At 48.7% G+C, this 17,198-nt stretch carries 19 protein-coding genes; 9 read left to right on the forward strand and 10 right to left on the reverse strand.

What is annotated here, in order from left to right; translation table 11 throughout:
• Position 1 precedes the first annotated feature (1 nt).
• A complete protein-coding gene (gene hxlA, locus V2P20_RS19110; RefSeq protein WP_194968525.1) occupies positions 2 to 649 on the reverse strand; it encodes a 3-hexulose-6-phosphate synthase in 648 nt (215 codons plus the stop codon).
• Between the two features lie 547 nt (positions 650 to 1,196).
• On the opposite strand from hxlA, the gene V2P20_RS19115 reads away from it, so the two are divergent.
• Positions 1,197 to 2,048, forward strand: a complete 852-nt coding sequence (locus V2P20_RS19115) for an HAD-IIA family hydrolase (protein WP_331821176.1) — start codon at positions 1,197 to 1,199, stop codon at positions 2,046 to 2,048.
• 94 nt (positions 2,049 to 2,142) lie between these two features.
• Positions 2,143 to 3,132: a dihydroxyacetone kinase subunit DhaK gene (dhaK, locus tag V2P20_RS19120; protein ID WP_331821178.1), complete on the forward strand. Its 990-nt coding sequence runs from the start codon at positions 2,143 to 2,145 to the stop codon at positions 3,130 to 3,132.
• Here the strand turns inward: dhaK and dhaL are convergent.
• Complete coding sequence (gene dhaL, locus V2P20_RS19125) at positions 3,115 to 3,762, reverse strand: dihydroxyacetone kinase subunit DhaL (protein WP_331821180.1); 648 nt, start codon at positions 3,760 to 3,762, stop codon at positions 3,115 to 3,117. The genes dhaK and dhaL overlap by 18 nt on opposite strands.
• A gap of 240 nt (positions 3,763 to 4,002) precedes the next feature.
• Between dhaL and V2P20_RS19130 the strand changes: the two genes are divergently transcribed.
• The 5 genes from V2P20_RS19130 (at position 4,003) to V2P20_RS19150 (ending at position 10,161) form a co-directional block, all read left to right on the forward strand.
• Complete coding sequence (locus V2P20_RS19130) at positions 4,003 to 4,917, forward strand: PfkB family carbohydrate kinase (RefSeq protein WP_331821182.1); 915 nt, start codon at positions 4,003 to 4,005, stop codon at positions 4,915 to 4,917.
• Positions 4,918 to 5,318: 401 nt separating this feature from the next.
• Positions 5,319 to 6,797 carry a glucose-6-phosphate dehydrogenase gene (gene zwf / locus V2P20_RS19135; RefSeq protein ID WP_331821184.1) on the forward strand — a complete coding sequence of 493 codons (1,479 nt, stop codon included), beginning with the start codon at positions 5,319 to 5,321 and terminating at the stop codon, positions 6,795 to 6,797.
• A gap of 63 nt (positions 6,798 to 6,860) precedes the next feature.
• Complete coding sequence (pgl, locus tag V2P20_RS19140) at positions 6,861 to 7,571, forward strand: 6-phosphogluconolactonase (protein ID WP_331821185.1); 711 nt, start codon at positions 6,861 to 6,863, stop codon at positions 7,569 to 7,571.
• A gap of 53 nt (positions 7,572 to 7,624) precedes the next feature.
• On the forward strand, positions 7,625 to 9,445 hold the full coding sequence (gene edd / locus V2P20_RS19145; protein ID WP_331821187.1) for a phosphogluconate dehydratase: 1,821 nt from the start codon (positions 7,625 to 7,627) through the stop codon (positions 9,443 to 9,445).
• Between the two features lie 86 nt (positions 9,446 to 9,531).
• Positions 9,532 to 10,161 carry a bifunctional 4-hydroxy-2-oxoglutarate aldolase/2-dehydro-3-deoxy-phosphogluconate aldolase gene (locus tag V2P20_RS19150; RefSeq protein ID WP_331821189.1) on the forward strand — a complete coding sequence of 210 codons (630 nt, stop codon included), beginning with the start codon at positions 9,532 to 9,534 and terminating at the stop codon, positions 10,159 to 10,161.
• A gap of 51 nt (positions 10,162 to 10,212) precedes the next feature.
• Here the strand turns inward: V2P20_RS19150 and V2P20_RS19155 are convergent, their stop codons facing one another.
• Entirely contained in the window at positions 10,213 to 10,776 is a 564-nt protein-coding gene (locus V2P20_RS19155) for a thioredoxin family protein (RefSeq protein ID WP_331821191.1), read from the reverse strand.
• A 264-nt stretch (positions 10,777 to 11,040) separates the two neighbouring features.
• Here V2P20_RS19155 and rpiA point away from each other — a divergent pair, with 264 nt between their 5' ends.
• Both rpiA and rpe read left to right on the forward strand, forming a co-directional pair.
• Complete coding sequence (rpiA, locus tag V2P20_RS19160) at positions 11,041 to 11,694, forward strand: ribose-5-phosphate isomerase RpiA (RefSeq protein WP_331821193.1); 654 nt, start codon at positions 11,041 to 11,043, stop codon at positions 11,692 to 11,694.
• Positions 11,695 to 11,821: 127 nt separating this feature from the next.
• Positions 11,822 to 12,493: a ribulose-phosphate 3-epimerase gene (rpe, locus tag V2P20_RS19165; RefSeq protein ID WP_194968514.1), complete on the forward strand. Its 672-nt coding sequence runs from the start codon at positions 11,822 to 11,824 to the stop codon at positions 12,491 to 12,493.
• A 12-nt stretch (positions 12,494 to 12,505) separates the two neighbouring features.
• On the opposite strand, the gene V2P20_RS19170 is transcribed toward rpe, so the two are convergent.
• From V2P20_RS19170 to V2P20_RS19200, 7 genes are all read right to left on the reverse strand, one after another.
• Positions 12,506 to 13,270, reverse strand: a complete 765-nt coding sequence (locus tag V2P20_RS19170; RefSeq protein WP_331821196.1) for an inositol monophosphatase family protein — start codon at positions 13,268 to 13,270, stop codon at positions 12,506 to 12,508.
• A gap of 164 nt (positions 13,271 to 13,434) precedes the next feature.
• Positions 13,435 to 14,181, reverse strand: coding sequence for a phosphate/phosphite/phosphonate ABC transporter substrate-binding protein (locus tag V2P20_RS19175; RefSeq protein ID WP_331821198.1), 747 nt, complete (start codon positions 14,179 to 14,181; stop codon positions 13,435 to 13,437).
• Between the two features lie 18 nt (positions 14,182 to 14,199).
• On the reverse strand, positions 14,200 to 14,676 hold the full coding sequence (locus V2P20_RS19180) for a PAS domain-containing protein (protein ID WP_194968511.1): 477 nt from the start codon (positions 14,674 to 14,676) through the stop codon (positions 14,200 to 14,202).
• A gap of 209 nt (positions 14,677 to 14,885) precedes the next feature.
• Positions 14,886 to 15,443, reverse strand: a complete 558-nt coding sequence (locus V2P20_RS19185; protein ID WP_331821200.1) for a protoglobin domain-containing protein — start codon at positions 15,441 to 15,443, stop codon at positions 14,886 to 14,888.
• A 158-nt stretch (positions 15,444 to 15,601) separates the two neighbouring features.
• Positions 15,602 to 15,964 (reverse strand): roadblock/LC7 domain-containing protein, encoded by a 363-nt coding sequence (locus tag V2P20_RS19190; RefSeq protein WP_194968509.1) that lies wholly within the window; start codon positions 15,962 to 15,964, stop codon positions 15,602 to 15,604.
• A gap of 46 nt (positions 15,965 to 16,010) precedes the next feature.
• Positions 16,011 to 16,649: a hypothetical protein gene (locus V2P20_RS19195; RefSeq protein ID WP_331821203.1), complete on the reverse strand. Its 639-nt coding sequence runs from the start codon at positions 16,647 to 16,649 to the stop codon at positions 16,011 to 16,013.
• Positions 16,650 to 16,652: 3 nt separating this feature from the next.
• Positions 16,653 to 17,189 (reverse strand): ATP/GTP-binding protein, encoded by a 537-nt coding sequence (locus tag V2P20_RS19200; protein ID WP_268117920.1) that lies wholly within the window; start codon positions 17,187 to 17,189, stop codon positions 16,653 to 16,655.
• Positions 17,190 to 17,198: the final 9 nt, after the last annotated feature.

The following is a 17,198-nucleotide window of genomic DNA, read 5'->3' on the forward strand; positions in this document are numbered from 1 at the left end:
CTTATACCCTAACTGCATTAACCAATTGACGGATTTCTTTAGCTGCTTCTGCTGGGGATGGAGCACCGTAGATTGCTGCACCAACAACGATAATGCTTGCGCCAGCTTTTACAACGTCTTGAACAGTAGATTGCTTAATACCGCCAGCAACTGAAATTCTGACGTTTAAGCCTAATCTAGCGATATCGTTCAAGTCGCCGAATGGAGTATGGCCAGCTGCTTGTGCGTCAAGACCAGTGTGAACACCCATGATATGAGCGCCCAATTCAGCAGTAGCGCGTGCGCAGCCTGCTTTATCTTCAACGTTGATCAAGTCGATTTGCGCTTCTGCACCATGCGCATTCGCTGCCTTGATAACGCCAGCGCAAGTTGCAAGGCCTGATACACCCAGAACTGTACAAATATCAGCACCTGCAGCATAGAAAGGAGTTGCTTCGTACTCGCCAGCGTCCATTGTTTTCAAGTCAACTAACAGCAATTTATCTGGGAATCTGTTTCTCAGGTCTTTAACCAGATTGATGCCGTTATGCTTAATGCATGGTGTTCCGATTTCAAAAATGTCAACATGAGGCGCTACTTGCTCTGCAAGCGCGATTGTTGCGTTGAAATCTAATGAATCTAATGCCATTTGAATTAATGGTTTTGCCATGATCGTGCTCCGATATGTTTTATTTATTTATAGTTTGGTTACATAAATTTAATGCGATGCTAACTGTAAATTAGAAAGGGGACGCCTGTCAATGCCCAATCCCGACGGCAATACAAGGATGAGAACTGATCGAATGTATTGGAACTGGCATTTTCAAACCTGCAATTATGCATTTTTATATATGGAATTGAGCAGTTACAACCGCCATTGCGAAGAAAACCATTAGTCCTCCGATCTAAAACGGCCTCTCTAAAAAATTTAATGCATTTCCATACCAGCAAACTAGATGAGCATAATGCACAGGGCTTTAAGCAATGAAGTAAAATGCCTTGAAAACGCGGTCCGACGTGAAACTAACCGTATTACTCGCTGAGCAAACGACTTAACCGATAGCCGGTGAATTGGGCCAATACAGGGAGCTCAGAAACAGCTTTGGTCTTGCATTCAATGCATTGCATCGGCATATCTCACATTTAAGCGATAGACTATGCCTATTCTTTATTGCACCCTCAATCCAATACAATTAATTATTTGAGAAATTTTACTAATGGCCTCTTTTAATAATATCCGCGCCTTTATCATCGATATGGATGGCGTTTTATGGCATGGCGAGCAACCGCAACCAGGATTACAGGGCTTTTTTCAAACCCTGCATGATCATCAGATCCGGTTTATTTTGGCAACCAATAACGCCAGCCTGACGCCGGAACAGTATGTTGCGAAACTCACGCGCATGGGCGTAACGACGGTAACTCGGGATAACATCCTGACTTCTGCCACGGCTACAGCCTTATATCTGGCCGAACATAACCGCCCCGAGGCAACCCGGGTATTTATTGTCGGCGAAGAAGGTCTCAGGCGCCCGCTTCTGGATCAAGGCTTTACGCTTACAGGACTCTATGAAGTCAACGACAGCAGCAAAGAAACACCCAACCTGGGCGCTCATATTGTCGTCTGCGGCAAGGACCATACGCTGACTTGGGACAAACTCGCGACAGCAACATTAAATATCCGGGCAGGAGCAACATTCATAGGCACGAATGCCGATACCACATTGCCAACAGAGCACGGCACCATACTTGGCAACGGCGCCATTCTGGCCGCCCTTCAGGTCGCCACCGGCGTAACGCCAACCATCATAGGCAAACCGGAACCGATCATGTACCAGCAAGCGCTTTCTTTACTGGGAACTGATCCATCGCAAACGGTGGCTATCGGCGATCGGCTGGAAACGGATATTTTGGGCGCCGTCCGTGCCGGCATACGCAGCCTTATGGTTCTATCGGGCATATCTACTGAAAAAGACTTGCAAAAATCGGATTACCAGCCGACCTGGGTCATGCCCGATATCCGCGCCATAACCCAGGCATTACAAGGCCAACCGAAATATTTCTTGTAGCTATAAATCAAGCACCAGTGCCTCAGAAGCTGATTGATCGCGTCATCAGTGCACGCTACTATAAGCAAAACTATAAAAAACCGGAATCGCCGCCATGAAAAAATTCATTAACAGTACCGCCACGTTGCTCGACGAAAGCCTGCGCGGTTTCGCCAGAGCCCATGCTGATATTATCCAGTTCAACACTCAGCCTCACTTTGTCAGGCGCATAAGCGCTACCCCTGCGGGCAAGGTAGCGCTAATCTCCGGCGGCGGCTCAGGCCATGAGCCTTTGCATACAGGCTTTGTCGGCAGCGGCATGCTGGATGCCGCCTGCCCCGGCCAGATATTCACCTCGCCTACGCCCGATCAAATGCTGGCCGCTGCGCAGGCCGTCGAGAATGACGGCGGCGTCTTGTTCATAGTCAAAAATTATGCCGGAGACGTCATGAATTTCGAGATTGCCTCGGAAATGCTGGACTGCCCGCATGAAACCGTCCTGGTAAACGATGATGTATCGTTGCCTAAAAATCACAGCACCGGACGACGCGGCGTAGCAGGCACATTGATTGTAGAAAAAATCGTCGGCGCGGCAGCAGAAAACGGTGCGGATTTGACTGCTTGCAAAGCACTCGGCGAACGCGTCAGTCTTGCTACGGCATCCATGGGCGTGGCATTGAGCAGCTGCACAGTACCGGCTCTCGGCCACCCTACATTTACCATTGGCGACGATGAAATGGAAATGGGTGTCGGCATACATGGCGAGCGAGGGCGAGAAACGATGGCATTAACCAGCGCCGCCGAAATTGTCGAGCATCTGGCGCATGCCATTGATGAAGAGCTGAAGCCGCAAAAAGGCCAGCCGGTGTTGTTGCATATCAATGGATTCGGCGCCACACCATTGATGGAATTACATTTGGTTTATGACTTGGCCGCCAGTTTCTTTGAAAAACGCGGCATCAATATCTGCCGCTCTCTGGTTGGCAACTATACCACGTCACTCGATATGGCCGGTTGCTCAGTCACTCTGACGCTGCTTGATGATGAATTGATTCGCCTCTGGGATGCGCCGGTCCATACCGCGGCTTTACGTTGGGGCTGTTAGACGCTCGACCAGCAAAGCGACTATTGCGCAGATCATTAACTGAGCGGTTTTGGCACCGGCATCAATATGCCCCCTGCTCCGCTCCTCCAGAAAAGAGGCGCGCCCCTTGGTAGCCACCATATCGCGGGTAGACTCCATGCCTGCGACTGCGACATCTGTCAGCTTGCTCAATGCCACAGGCAACTCAACAGCCTCCGCTGATGACTGCCACAAACTATCCGCCACGGGAACCAGAACATCAAGCATGGTTTTTTCCCCGACGTCAGCCTTGCCTCGCTGCTTGACGGCTTCCACGCCTTGACCGTAAACCTCTGCGAAGCTGGACAAAGTCAAAGGCCGCTCATGGGCAGCTTTGCTCATGGCCATAAACAAAGTGCCATATAATGAACCCGACGCCCCACCTATAGTCGTCATCAATGTCATGCCGACTTTCTGCCAGGCAGCAACCCAATCCATTTGGCTTAATTCGGCGCTTTGTGCTTTAAGGGCCTGGATGCCGCGTTGCAAATTAAACACATGATCGCCGTCGCCAATAGCCTGATCCAGAGCAGTTACTTCTTCAGCGTTGTTTTCGATCGCATCGGCTATGACCTGAACCAGGTCAGGCAATAATTGAGGAGTGAGTTGCATAGCTGTTTCCAATTCAGAACATTGAGAACCAGGAGAATAGCGTGCAATTTATAATTCTGTCCAGTTGAGATGTCAGATCCGCACTCAATATAATTGAATCAGAACAATTCGATCAAACAGGCAAAAATCTGACTATTCGCCCATTAATGTGACGGCTTGCCAGTAAATGCGGCGAAATGATAATCTGCAAAATTACCCTCTTAATACAGGTTGTTTTTGATACCGAATCACTTTGACTTAATGACGACTTACCCAATGCAAGTGGACGTACTGTGCGTAGGCCACGCTTCTTACGATCTGATCTTTTCAGTTCCGCATCACCCGACCGAAGATGAAAAGATTTTCGCGGACAACCTTATCAGCTGCGGCGGAGGGCCGGCCGCTAATGCAGCGGTGATGGTTTCGCGATTGGGGCTCAAATCAGCCTTCGCCGGTTATCTGGGCCAGGACCTTTATGGAGATAAGCACGCCCAGGAGTTCGCCGAGTACGATGTGAATACCCAACTCATCGTCCGCGGCCCATCGCCTACGCCGCTGTCGACAATACTGGTCAAACCGGATGGCAAAAGAGCCTTGATTAATTACAAAGGCGATACCCAAGCCTTGCCGGCAAATGCGGTGGACTTCTCTTCAGTCAAACCCAAGGTCATTCTGTTCGATGGTCACGAGCCGCATTTATCCGTGCCTTTGGCCGAGCATGCCCGCCGCGATCACATTCCCAGCGTATTGGATGCCGGCTCTCTGCATGACGGCACACGGGCCTTAATGAGTAAGGTCGATTATTTGGTCTGCTCGGAAAAATTTGCCCGGCAATTTGCCGGCGATGTAGAGGCAGCCCTAACGCGCCTGTCGGAAGCCGCTCCTGCCGTCGTCATCACGCTGGGCGAAAAAGGACTGCTTTGGCAGCGAGGCAAAGAGCACGGCGGCGCCATGCCTGCATTTCCAGTTGCTGCAATCGATACGACCGGCGCGGGCGATGTTTTTCATGGCGCATTTGCCGCCGGTGTCGCTTTGCACATGGAATGGCTTGAACTACTGCGCTACGCCAGCGCTGCCGGGGCGCTTTGCTGCACGAAGATAGGCGCGCGCCTGGGCATTCCTTCAAGAGAAGAACATTGCGCCTGGCTCGAGCAGCACAAAGACCTTCATGTATAATAACTGGATGATCCACTTGCCTGGATTATGGATACTTAATCGGTAGATAAGAGCCTGTCCGCTATTATATGTATCGGGACGGTATGAAATACCAAAGAGCAGAAAAGTATTGACACGTCAACTATTCCTTGGAAACATAATTAACTATTTGCTTGTCAAAATAGCCCATGAAGCAGCCATCTTCCATCATTACCCGACGCACAGGCAATAGTTATCTTCCAGGTAATAAATTCTGGCCCGATAATACTTTTCAGTTTTTTTCCAGCCAGTGCCGGAATTATTCCCGAGTTTTCACTATATTTGTTTTTTCATCAGCAAATGCAAATAGCGCGCGTCAGCCTGATTCCCAATAGCAACAACGATATTCATTAAATTTCATCTTATTTCTCAACATAATAAAAATGCAAACAATAACATTTAAACCCTGCGATTTAGTCATTTATGGGGCCATGGGAGATTTATCCCGCCGCAAGCTGCTCATTTCTTTGTATCGGCTCGAAAAAGCCAATTTAATTGAGCCTGATACGAAAATCATAGGCGTAGATAGAGTTGATCAAGACAGCGCAACCTATGTCGATATTGCTTATAAAAGCCTGCAAGCGTTTTTGAATGAAGAAATCGACACCAGCGTATGGAAACTGCTGTCAGCGAGACTTTCATATCTGCAAATCGATTTGACTCAACTGGATCAATACAAGAAATTGCATGACGTCCTTGAGCCAGATTCAAGGGTCATGGTCAATTACTTTGCCGTGGCTCCGTTTTTATTCAAAAGCATCTGTCACGGACTTGATCAATCGGGGGTTTTAAACAAAGAATCGCGCATGGTCATGGAAAAACCTATCGGTCATGACCTTCAGTCGTCTAAAGAAATCAATGATGTCGTCGCTGAAGTTTTCAGTGAAGATCAGGTTTTCCGCATCGATCATTATTTAGGCAAAGAAACCGTACTGAACTTATTGGCGCTGCGCTTTGCGAATTCCATTTTCACCTCAAACTGGGATCACAACACCATTGATCATGTTCAGATTACGGTTGCAGAAGAAGTCGGCATTGAAGGCCGCTGGGAGTATTTCGATAAAACCGGGCAATTGCGCGACATGCTGCAGAACCACCTGCTGCAGATTCTGACTTTTGTCGCCATGGATCCGCCAGTCAACTTGGAAGCACAGAATATCCATAGAGAAAAAATCAAAGTACTTGAAGCACTGCGGCCCATCACCCTCGACAATGTTGAAGAAAAAACCGTGCGCGGGCAATACTCCACCGGCGTTATCAAAGGCAGCGCGGTGCCAGGCTATCTGGACGAAGAAGGCGCCAACAAAGACAGCACAACGGAAAGCTTTGTCGCACTACGCGTCGACATCGATAACTGGCGCTGGGCAGATGTGCCTTTCTATTTGCGTACGGGCAAACGTTTGGCCGGCAAGCGCACCGAGATTGTCGTTTACTTTAAGCAGCTGCCGCACAATATTTTTAAAGACAGCTTCGACGTTCTGCCATCCAATAAGCTCATCATCCACCTCCAACCGAATGAAGGCATCGATTTTGTCATGCTGAACAAAGTACCGGGTATTGATGAGCAGATCAGATTACACAAAACCAAGCTGGACTTAAGCTTCGACGAAACCTTCAGAAAAAGCAGCCTTTTCGGCGGCTATGAAAAGCTGGTGCTAGAAGCCATGCGAGGCAATCCCACACTCTTTATCAGCCGTGAAGAAATTGAGCAGGCCTGGACATGGATTGATTCCATCCAGGACGCCTGGAAGCATATTGATGCAACCCCTAAACCTTACCCGGCAGGCACTTGGGGACCTGCCGAAGCGGACGAGCTGCTTGCCCGGGACGGCAGAGCCTGGATAGAACCTTGCTATAAATAAAAGGCCGCCCTCTTTGTTTATATGGAGAGGGCTATAAATATAAAGAATTAAAGAGCATACTTCATGGTTAAAGAATTTTTGTATGAAGACCGCGCCGGCTTATTTGCCGCCTTGGCAAGCGATTGCCAGGCGCATCTGGCAAAAGCCCTGGCTGACCGAGGCGCCGCAACCTTCATGGTCTCAGGCGGCAGCACTCCAGCCCCGTTATTTGAAGCCTTGTCCCTGTCCGATCTGGATTGGAATAACATCAATGTCGCGCTGGTCGACGAACGCTGGGTGGACAAAGAGCACAGCGCCAGCAACGAAGCACTTATCTACCGTTCATTGCTGATCAATAATGCGGCTAAAGCGCCTTTCACCGGCATGAAAACGGCAGCCAAAAGCGCTGCTGAAGGCTGTGCTGAAACAGAAGCCCTGTATCAGGCGTTGCCCAAACCGTTCGCCATCTCCATTTTGGGTATGGGTAATGACGGCCATACAGCATCCCTATTTCCGCATGCGGACGGCCTGGCGGAAGCGCTGTCGGAAGACAATCAGCAGCTTACCGCGCCCATCATGGCCAAGCAGAGCGATGTTACAGGTCCTAACACTGAACGCTTGACGCTGACACTGAACGGCTTGTTGCAATCCGAACGCTTGATCATTTTATTGACCGGCGAAGAAAAACTCGCCGTATTCCGTAAGGCTATGGCCGAAGGTCCTGAGGAAGACATGCCTGTGCGCGCCGTGCTGCGCCAGAACAAAGTGCCGGTTGAACTGTATTGGGCACCTTGAGGTATTATTAAATGTTAAGCCGTCATTATAAGCTGTCGTAAGAAGAGAATATTATGCATCCCGTATTAGAAAAAGTTACTGAAGAAATCATTGAGCGCAGCCGTGAAAAACGTAGCGCTTATCTGGCCCGCATCGACGCGGCCATTGAAAAAGGCCCGCATCGCGCGAAACTGGCGTGCGGCAACCTCGCGCATGGCTTCGCCGCCTGTGCGGCTGGCGAAAAAGCCGATTTGGCCGGCAGCGAGAAACCCAATATTGCCATTGTCTCTTCTTATAATGACATGCTATCCGCTCATGAGCCGTTTAAAGACGTGCCGGCGCAGATTAAACAAGCCATCAAGGAAGCGGGCGGCGTTGCCCAGTTTGCCGGCGGCGTGCCGGCCATGTGCGACGGCATCACGCAAGGGCAGCCCGGCATGGAACTGTCCCTGTTCAGCCGCGACGTAATCGCCATGGCGACAGCAGTCAGCTTGAGCCATAACATGTTCGACGGCGCCTTGTACTTGGGCGTTTGCGACAAAATCGTGCCGGGACTATTGATCGGCGCGCTGAGCTTCGGCCATCTGCCGGCTGTGTTCGTACCGGCAGGCCCCATGCCCAGCGGCCTGCCTAACAAGGAAAAAGTCCGCATTCGCCAACTGTATGCAGAAGGCAAAGTCGGCCGTAAGGAATTGCTGGAATCGGAATCGCAGTCTTATCACAGCGCAGGCACCTGCACCTTCTACGGCACGGCCAACAGCAACCAGATGATGGTTGAGATCATGGGCCTGCACCTGCCCGGCAGCTCATTCATCAACCCTTACACACCACTGCGGGACGAGCTGACTAAAGCTGCCGCCAGACAGGTTCTGAAATTTACGGCCCAAGGCAATGATTTCCGTCCGATCGCGCACATGATCAACGAAAAAGCGATCGTGAACGCCATCATTGGCTTATTGGCTACAGGCGGCTCAACCAACCATACCATCCATCTGATCGCTATTGCGCGCGCCGCCGGCATCATCATCAACTGGGATGACTTTGACAAACTGTCCCGTATCATTCCGCTGCTGACCCGCATCTATCCGAACGGCCAGGCCGACGTCAACCACTTCCAGGCCGCTGGCGGCATGGGCGTCCTGATCGCCGAATTGCTGAGAAACGGCTTGTTGCACGAAGACCTCCTGACCGTCGCTGACGAACGCGGCATGAAGAATTACATGCAGGAACCTCGTCTGATAGACGGCAAACTGACCTGGGAACCCTGCCCTGAAGCGCCGCTGGATACCGAAGTGCTCAGCACCGTCGCCAAGCCGTTCGCAACCGGCGGCGGCCTGCACGTGATGCATGGCAACCTGGGCCGCGGCGTCTCCAAAATATCTGCTGTGGCGGAGGAGCATCAAATCGTTAAAGCGCCAGCGGTCGTATTCGATGATCAGGACGACATGATGGCGGCGTTTAAGCGCGGAGAACTGGAAAAAGACTTTATTGCAGTCATCCGTTTCCAGGGTCCTAAATCGAATGGCATGCCCGAACTGCACAAACTGACACCGCCGTTGGGCGTGCTCCAGGACAAGGGCTTCAAAGTCGCGCTCGTCACCGACGGCCGCATGTCCGGCGCTTCCGGCAAGGTGCCTTCAGCGATCCACATGTGCCCTGAATGTGCCGACGGCGGCCCGCTGGCTAAAGTGCGCGACGGCGATATGATTTATTTGAATACGCAGACCGGCGAAATCAATGTACTGGTTGATGAAGCCGAATTCAATGCGCGTACGCCGGCCGTCAATACAGCCACTAACCATCACTACGGCATGGGGCGCGAACTGTTCGGCGCTTTCCGCCGCGGCGCTTCATCGTCCGAGACAGGCGCATCAAACCTGTGGGCTGAAGACTAAGCACTATTGCGGCCCGGAATAGAATCCGGGCCGCCTCTTTACAGAGCCTGAGCGGCTATCTTTTATTTTATAAACTGGAATTTATAATGACTGCATCCATTAAAGATATTATGTACACATCCCCGGTCGTGCCGGTGATGGTCATCAACAAACTGGAACATGCCGTACCGCTGGCGCATGCGCTGGTTGAAGGCGGCTTGAAAGTGCTGGAAATCACCCTGCGCACGCCGATTGCCCTGGATGCGATCAAACGAATCAAAGCCGAAGTACCGGGCGCCATTGTCGGCGCCGGTACGGTCATCAATGTGGACACCCTGCGGAAAGCCATCGATGCCGGCTCTGAATTTATCGTCAGCCCAGGCGTAACCGAAAGCCTGATCGACGCGGCAATCAAATCCGGCGTGCCCATTTTGCCAGGTGTCATCAGTCCGAGCGAAGTCATGCGCCTGATGGAAAAAGGCATCACCGAAATGAAGTTCTTCCCGGCCGAGGCGGCCGGCGGCATCCCGATGCTGAAATCGATCGGCGGCCCGCTGCCGCAGGTGACTTTCTGTCCGACCGGCGGCATCAGCCTGAAAAACGCGGCCGATTACCTGGCGTTGAGCAATGTCGCCTGTATCGGCGGCTCATGGATGGCGCCTGCCGATCTCGTGGACAAGGAAGATTGGGACGAAATCAAACGCCGCGCCACTGAAGCGGCTGCGCTGAGAAAATAAGTTTTCCCCAACCGCTACAGGATACAGATGTATCCTGTAGCAAACCTATTCCTAGGCTTCCTTCCATTTAATGTTGCAGCCAATGCTGGGAAGCTGTTTTTCATTGATAGGCCTGTTTGCCAACAGGTCATCCAGCGCGTTGCGCAAATCCTCGCCGGTCAACGGCACATCGTTCTTAGGCGTTGAGCCATCCAGACGGCCGCGGTAGACACAGGCCAGATCCTGATCGAACAAATAAATGTCCGGCGTGCAGGCCGCCTGATAATCCCTGGCTGTACCCTGGCTTTCATCATATAAATAGGCAGCGAAAGGATGCCCCCAGGCTTCCATCATGTCCTTCATTTTATCGGGCGCATCCTCTGGATAGTTTTCGATATCATTGGAACTGATCGCGATGGTGCTGATCCCAAGCGGGGTATAATGCCGGGCAATATCGATCAGTTGATCCTTGATATGCTGCACATACGGACAATGATTACAGATGAACATCACCACTGTGCCCTTTTCCCCTTTCAGTTCCTGAAGACTGTTATGAGAACCTGTAACAGGGTTGAACAAATCGAAATCCGGTGCAATAGTGCCTAAAGGCATCATGTTTGAAGCGGTTGCCGCCATGCTTTCCTCCTAAATGGTTGTGAAGATTTTGAATAGACCTAGTGATTATAAGATGATGCCCGACAATCGGGCGATCAGCGTTAAGACTTATAATCAGTGATAAATGCTTATTATCCCTACTTATCATTACTCAAACGGTGTTATTTTTTATATAATTTCCCACCATTGCTGTTAAACGAGCCGATTATCGGTTATTGCTTTAAATACGAAAAATACGAACCGCCTATATGCGGCACCATTAACCCTTCATATTAAAAACGACCTATGACTCAAAACGAACTGAAAAAAAAAGTTGCTGAAGCCGCCCTGCAATATGTTAAAGATATTCCTATCATTGGTGTCGGCACTGGCTCAACGGTTAATTTCTTTATCGAAATGCTGGCCGACTATAAAGCCGATATCGAAGGCGCAGTCTCCAGCTCCATTGGCACTACCGAACGTTTGAAAAAAGTCGGCATTCCGGTTCTGGATCTGAATGCTGTCAACGATCTTAAAATCTACATAGACGGTGCGGATGAAGTCAATCCCGACAAGAAATTGATCAAAGGCGGCGGCGGTGCTTTGACACGCGAAAAAATCATTGCCGAAGCCAGTGAAAAATTTGTCTGTATTGCTGATAAAACCAAATGCGTAGACGTATTAGGCGCATTCCCACTGCCTATCGAAGTCATTCCGATGGCTCGCAGCTTCGTTGCACGCGAAATGGTCAAGCTGGGCGGCCAGCCGGTTTGGAGAGAAAATTTCATTACCGATAACGGTAATGAGATTATCGATATCCGCAACCTGAATATCACTAATCCCGTCGAACTGGAAAAAATCATTAACAATATTCCGGGCGTTGTGACCGTCGGTCTGTTTGCACTGAGAGGCGCCGATATCGTGCTGGTTGGCAAAGGCAACGAAGTCGTTACTTTATAAGGTTCATACCGGAAGGCTCATCAGAACCCGTTCCCGCCATAGATCACAATAGGTAGCCGTCTAAAGCTTAGGCGGCTTCTATTTCAGACATTCAATCATTTCAATTACATTAAGAGGATATAAAACAATGAATGAAAACTGGATTGCTCCTTCCATCCTGTCCGCGAATTTCGCCAAACTGGGTGAAGAAGTCGACAATGTTTTAAAAGCCGGCGCCGACGTGGTGCATTTTGACGTCATGGATAATCATTTTGTACCTAATCTGACCATTGGCCCGCTGGTCTGTGAAGCGCTGAGAAAACACGGTGTTACTGCACCTATCGACGTACATTTAATGATTGAGCCGGTGGACCGCATAATTCCTGATTTCGCTAAGGCGGGCGCCAGCTATATCACTTTCCATCCGGAAGCGTCGATTCATGTCGACCGAACGCTGCAACTGATCCATGACTGCGGCTGTAAGGCGGGCCTGGTATTCAATCCATCTACGCCGTTAAGCTATCTGGATTATGTGATGGATAAAATCGACATGATTTTGTTGATGTCGGTCAATCCGGGCTTCGGCGGCCAGTCTTTTATCCCGTCCGCTTTGCCCAAACTGCGCGAAGTCAGAAAACGCATTGACGACAGCGGCCTGAATATTCGTCTGGAAATTGACGGCGGTGTCAAAGTCGACAATATCCGCGAAATCAAAGCGGCCGGCGCCGATACCTTCGTAGCGGGCTCGGCCATCTTCAGCCAGCCTGACTATAAAGCAGTGATCGACGCGATGCGCGCTGAAATAGCTAAAGCGGAATAAGCGTTTAAAACTCTACATAAGCGGGAGGATCTGCTCAAGGATCTTCCCGTTTGTGACTAAAATCTGCTTTGGAAAAATTCCCTCATTCCCCTGAAAATCCGTTACTGTTGCCCCCGCCTCTTTAGCAATCACAACGCCAGCGGCAATGTCATACAGCATCAACTCCTGCTCCCAGAACGCGTCGACCTGGCCGTCGGCAACCAGGCACACATCCAGAGCGGCGGAGCCAAAACGGCGCTGCCCTGTCGTAGCCTGGGCAATACGGCAAAAACGCTCCAGATTATTGTGTTCCAGATAATTGCGCACACAGGCAAACCCCGTTGACACCATCGCCGTAGCAAGTTCAGCCTGAGATGAAACGGTGATAGGCTGACCATTTTTCCATGCGCCTTTACCTTTCTCAGCGTAATAATAATCATCAAGCGCAGGCGCATAGACCACGCCCGCTACCAATTCCTGGTCAATTTCCAGCGCCACACTCAGTGCCCAGAAATACTGGCCTCGGGAAAAAGAATGCGTACCATCGATCGGGTCGACAATCCAGCGGGAGGATTGATTTTCAGTCTCTCCGCTTTCCTCTCCCCAGAAACCGAATTGCGGATACTCTCTGGATAGCGCTTCTTTTAAAAAAGCTTCCACAGCGATATCAGCTTCGGTCACAAAATCGCGCGGGCTTTTCTTGCTAACTTCCAGATGCTTCAGATTTCTAAAATAATTCAAAGCGACAGATCCGGCTTCACGGACCACTCTTTCAAGCACAGCAGAAGAAATACACATGAAATAACCTTAAGAATAAGCAGAATTGACTCATTTCGACGCCAAGGCACCCCTTGTGCCAAGCGCGCGAAAGCGAAATGATGACAGTGATTTAAACTGACAGCCTCGAACTTTACCGGCTGAAGCAGACTTTTACAAGCGTTTTACTAGAAGATGGTTTCGCCTTATGTATTTAAAGTATCCATCAGATCAATCATGAATTCCATTTCCTCATCATCGACAGGCATCCAGGCGTCAAACCCCAGACTTTCCAGAACGCCCCGCCCTTTCTCATCATTATTCATGTCGACCAGCAATTTTTGTAAGAAATCCCTTTTTTCGGCCAATTTCGGCCCGATCATCAGTGAATGATGGACAACACTAATCTGGCTGCGGACCAGCACTTTTAGCTGACTTTTAATGATATTTGATAAGTTATCATAAGCTTCAGCCAAGAAAATGCCGACATCGGCGTTCCCGCGCAGTAGCTGTTTTGCAATCAGAACATACGAATCGCAAACCATTGTCTCTATGTTGCCTTCATCCAAATCCCCAGCTTCCAGCATTATCATGCCCATCAAATGAACATCAGGATCTTCAGTAACGGCAACTCGAATATTCGGCGACAAATGAGCGACATCATCCACAGTATTTTGGGCATTAATGGCGATAATGGCCTCATCAGACTTACCGGCCGGCCTTACCAAAGGTAAAAAACCTTTTTCTCGCACCAGCATGGCGGCATCAAATGGATTAGCATAAATCAAATCAATTTTATCCTGGCTGATAGCTTCTCTCTGCTTGGGAAAGCTGTCATACATTTCCAAATGAATGGCCTCTCCGCTCTGTTTTTGAAGCCAGGTATTAAAGATATACCAGCCGGAAATATGGTCAGGAGGAAAATCTGGACTGACTGTGAACATGTTCGGCATAACTAGGCTCCGTATAGGTTAAAACAAGGTCGGATAAAGCTTGGCGCATTCTTCCACTTTAGTTCGTGAAGGCTTACGGCGCACAGAGGTATAGCCAACGACCTTGCCCTTCCTTACATTGGGAATAACGGTAGCCTTAACCCAGTAATAACCGCCGTCCTTACGCAAGTTCTTAACAAATCCCTGCCATTTATTGCCTTGCTGCACAGTATCCCACAAATCCTTGAACGCTACCGAGGGCATATCCGGATGTCTCAGAATCGAGTGAGGCGCACCGATCAGCTCATCTTCGGTATAACCGGACATTTCAATAAAAGCTTGATTTACATGAGTAATAATGCCGTCCGGATCTGTCGTTGAAACGATCAGTTTACCGTCAGGATAGGGTGTCTCAATTTGGGTATATAAAACCTTACGCTTTATACCGCCATATAAATTCAGAGTAACCTCCTGATAATCACCGATTATATCCTCAGGTTTCATATCATAAAGCATTGCATATCTCCATTCTGGTAGCGTCCCGATAAACTGAGCCTTAACTTTATAGGGCAAATAATTCAATGTAGACGCATAGAATAATTGAGTCGTTACTATTTCTTGTGATCTAGGTCAAGAACGCTGCTGTTTCGCAGCAGAATCAAGGGTATCAATACTCAACCATTTTCAGAAATGGTTGAGTATTGATACGGGGAGTTAATTTTTGATTATTTATACGCCTTGGCAAGATTGGCAAATAGCGTTCTGCTCATGCCAGAAATAGTGAGAAATTTCTCCAGTTCTTCGGCAAGTGTGGATTCTTGATAGGACTGTTGCATTATCATTAGCGCAAGCCCCGTAACCGAAGCGATCGCTTGCAGCGCTTTCGTGCATTTTTCACTATTATGTCCGAATGTCTCGATAACTATGCGGGTGAGTTCATTATTGATCAAGGTCATAGCACCCGCCATAAATTCAACAGGCAAATTGACTTTGACATGAATATCACCTACCTGATACATGCTTCGTGCAAAATCAGCATCGATATTGCTGGAAAACAACCCTGTCATCCATCTTAAATGGGCTATTTTTAAAGTCACCACGCGACCTTCCAAATATTTAGCGGTCTCAGGTATGGTAGCTAGCTGGTCATAAAAGGAATCGGTGACAGCTTGCAGTTGTGGCGTGATTTCCGGACCGATATCTTTCAGGCATGCCTCAAGCTCAGGCGTCAAACCGGAAAATGCCTTGGCATATTCAATTAATTCGTTGAAATTTAATGACATTTATTTTTCCTGGCATTGAATATATTGAACTTATTACCTCAATAATATTATGGCAATATTTCAATAATTATTCGTTTTTATCATATAAACCCTATAGTTATTTAAACAAATAACTGTAGAATATTTAAAACCAGTTAATTCTGTGCTAAATAAAATCCCTACAGCAATTCAGAAATACTGCTCGCAGCCCGTTTTACGTCCAGGAAAATCAAGCCTAACTTGGCATTAGGTTTTGCCAAAACGGTTAACACCGATTCATTTCCGGCATAAACCATCAGGACATAGCCTTTGGCGCCTTTTATTAAAACCTGTTCTAGTGATCCCCTTGCCAATTCCTGAGCAGTACGATCACCCAATGACAGCATTGCGGCGCTCATAGCACCTACCCGATCTTCATCCAGTCCAGCAGGCAATACAGAAGCCATCATTAAACCGTCCGTCGATATTACTCCCGATGCTTCAATATCTGCTGAAGTGCCATTAAGTTCTGTTAGTATTGAAGCTAGCATATCTGCGCGCATATTTTTGTCTCTTATCTTTGATAATTAATTGATAAATTATTAAGCGTTATTTAGTGGCATAACGCATGCTCAATGCCCAAACCAGAGAAACGAATTCCGGATGGTTAAAATGGGGAATACCTGAAATAGCAATAACAAAACGATTATTACCAATAAATAAAGGCCAAAATCCAAGCTGGCTATTACCGTACGCATCAATAACCGCCCATGCGTTGCTGGCCAGCCCCATATTGTTCATCAATAAACCTGACCGCCGCTCGTGAATGGTAGCAATTTCCGCGCTTAATGCCGATAGCTCTTCAGCAACTTCATGCGGAAATCCATGGCTGGACAGATAGAAACCTTGACTGTCCGCCAGGAGCACTTTGCCATTTTCCGAAATTTTACTTAATAGATCAGGCAGAATATCTTCAAGCGCATCCTGCGGATAATGCAGTGCAGCATCAATTCCTTGAACCCAGCCTAATTTTTGGCAATGATGCAACAGTTCCAGGCATTTTGCTTCTTCATGCTGGTCCATTAATTTCCGCAAATTGGCCAAGTTAAGCGCAGGGGTTTTCTCCTGTAATAACAAGGCTCTCAAGAACTGCCGGGTTTTATCCTTATTGACAGAACAGGCTGCATAATAAGCGCCAGCTGGAGTCGGATACAAATGCAATCCTTCCGTCAAGACATAGTCGCTCATGCGTTACTCCTCGAGTTCAGGGTCCAAGGAGTACAATAGAGACTGCACTAAAATAGATACATCATTCTTAACGCGAGCATCCACAGAGAACACCGGCGGATTGAGCCCCATTCCTTGCAGTTGGACATGATAATCATTGATGGCAGGCTTATCGCTCAGATCCATCTGCGTTACACCGATGGCTACATTCGTTTTTGCTATAAACGACTGAAACGAATCCAAAAAAAACTTCATATCCTGGAAAGGATCCGCTCGGGTATTATCAAGCAACAAAATCAACCCTATGCCGCCTGTAGTAAGAATATCCCACATAAAGTCAAAGCGTTCCTGCCCAGGAGTGCCATAAAGGTGAATCTTCTCACCGCCGGCAAGATTCATGACTCCGTAATCCATGGCGACAGTGGTTGATGCTTTTTTGTTCTTTGTCATATCGCTGGCAGCCGCGTCCGTTTTAACCGGCGGCACATCGCTTATTGATTCAATAGCTGTTGTTTTACCAGCGCCAACAGGACCGGTAAAGATGATTTTGTATTGGCTCATATTGTTCCT

Origin of the sequence: Methylobacter sp. Wu1, from assembly GCF_036553575.1 — a bacterium.
Lineage (GTDB): Bacteria > Pseudomonadota > Gammaproteobacteria > Methylococcales > Methylomonadaceae > Methylobacter.

Coding starts and splice junctions, on each gene's coding strand:
- V2P20_RS19190 (WP_194968509.1), bottom strand. CDS start 15,964: ATGCGCGCAGATATGCTAGCTTCAATACTAACAGAACTTAATGGCACT.
- V2P20_RS19185 (WP_331821200.1), bottom strand. CDS start 15,443: ATGTCATTAAATTTCAACGAATTAATTGAATATGCCAAGGCATTTTCC.
- dhaL (WP_331821180.1), bottom strand. CDS start 3,762: ATGCAACTCACTCCTCAATTATTGCCTGACCTGGTTCAGGTCATAGCC.
- edd (WP_331821187.1), top strand. CDS start 7,625: ATGCATCCCGTATTAGAAAAAGTTACTGAAGAAATCATTGAGCGCAGC.
- hxlA (WP_194968525.1), bottom strand. CDS start 649: ATGGCAAAACCATTAATTCAAATGGCATTAGATTCATTAGATTTCAAC.
- V2P20_RS19175 (WP_331821198.1), bottom strand. CDS start 14,181: ATGCCGAACATGTTCACAGTCAGTCCAGATTTTCCTCCTGACCATATT.
- V2P20_RS19170 (WP_331821196.1), bottom strand. CDS start 13,270: ATGTGTATTTCTTCTGCTGTGCTTGAAAGAGTGGTCCGTGAAGCCGGA.
- V2P20_RS19195 (WP_331821203.1), bottom strand. CDS start 16,649: ATGAGCGACTATGTCTTGACGGAAGGATTGCATTTGTATCCGACTCCA.
- dhaK (WP_331821178.1), top strand. CDS start 2,143: ATGAAAAAATTCATTAACAGTACCGCCACGTTGCTCGACGAAAGCCTG.
- V2P20_RS19155 (WP_331821191.1), bottom strand. CDS start 10,776: ATGGCGGCAACCGCTTCAAACATGATGCCTTTAGGCACTATTGCACCG.
- zwf (WP_331821184.1), top strand. CDS start 5,319: ATGCAAACAATAACATTTAAACCCTGCGATTTAGTCATTTATGGGGCC.
- pgl (WP_331821185.1), top strand. CDS start 6,861: ATGGTTAAAGAATTTTTGTATGAAGACCGCGCCGGCTTATTTGCCGCC.
- rpiA (WP_331821193.1), top strand. CDS start 11,041: ATGACTCAAAACGAACTGAAAAAAAAAGTTGCTGAAGCCGCCCTGCAA.
- V2P20_RS19130 (WP_331821182.1), top strand. CDS start 4,003: ATGACGACTTACCCAATGCAAGTGGACGTACTGTGCGTAGGCCACGCT.
- V2P20_RS19200 (WP_268117920.1), bottom strand. CDS start 17,189: ATGAGCCAATACAAAATCATCTTTACCGGTCCTGTTGGCGCTGGTAAA.
- V2P20_RS19180 (WP_194968511.1), bottom strand. CDS start 14,676: ATGCTTTATGATATGAAACCTGAGGATATAATCGGTGATTATCAGGAG.
- rpe (WP_194968514.1), top strand. CDS start 11,822: ATGAATGAAAACTGGATTGCTCCTTCCATCCTGTCCGCGAATTTCGCC.
- V2P20_RS19115 (WP_331821176.1), top strand. CDS start 1,197: ATGGCCTCTTTTAATAATATCCGCGCCTTTATCATCGATATGGATGGC.
- V2P20_RS19150 (WP_331821189.1), top strand. CDS start 9,532: ATGACTGCATCCATTAAAGATATTATGTACACATCCCCGGTCGTGCCG.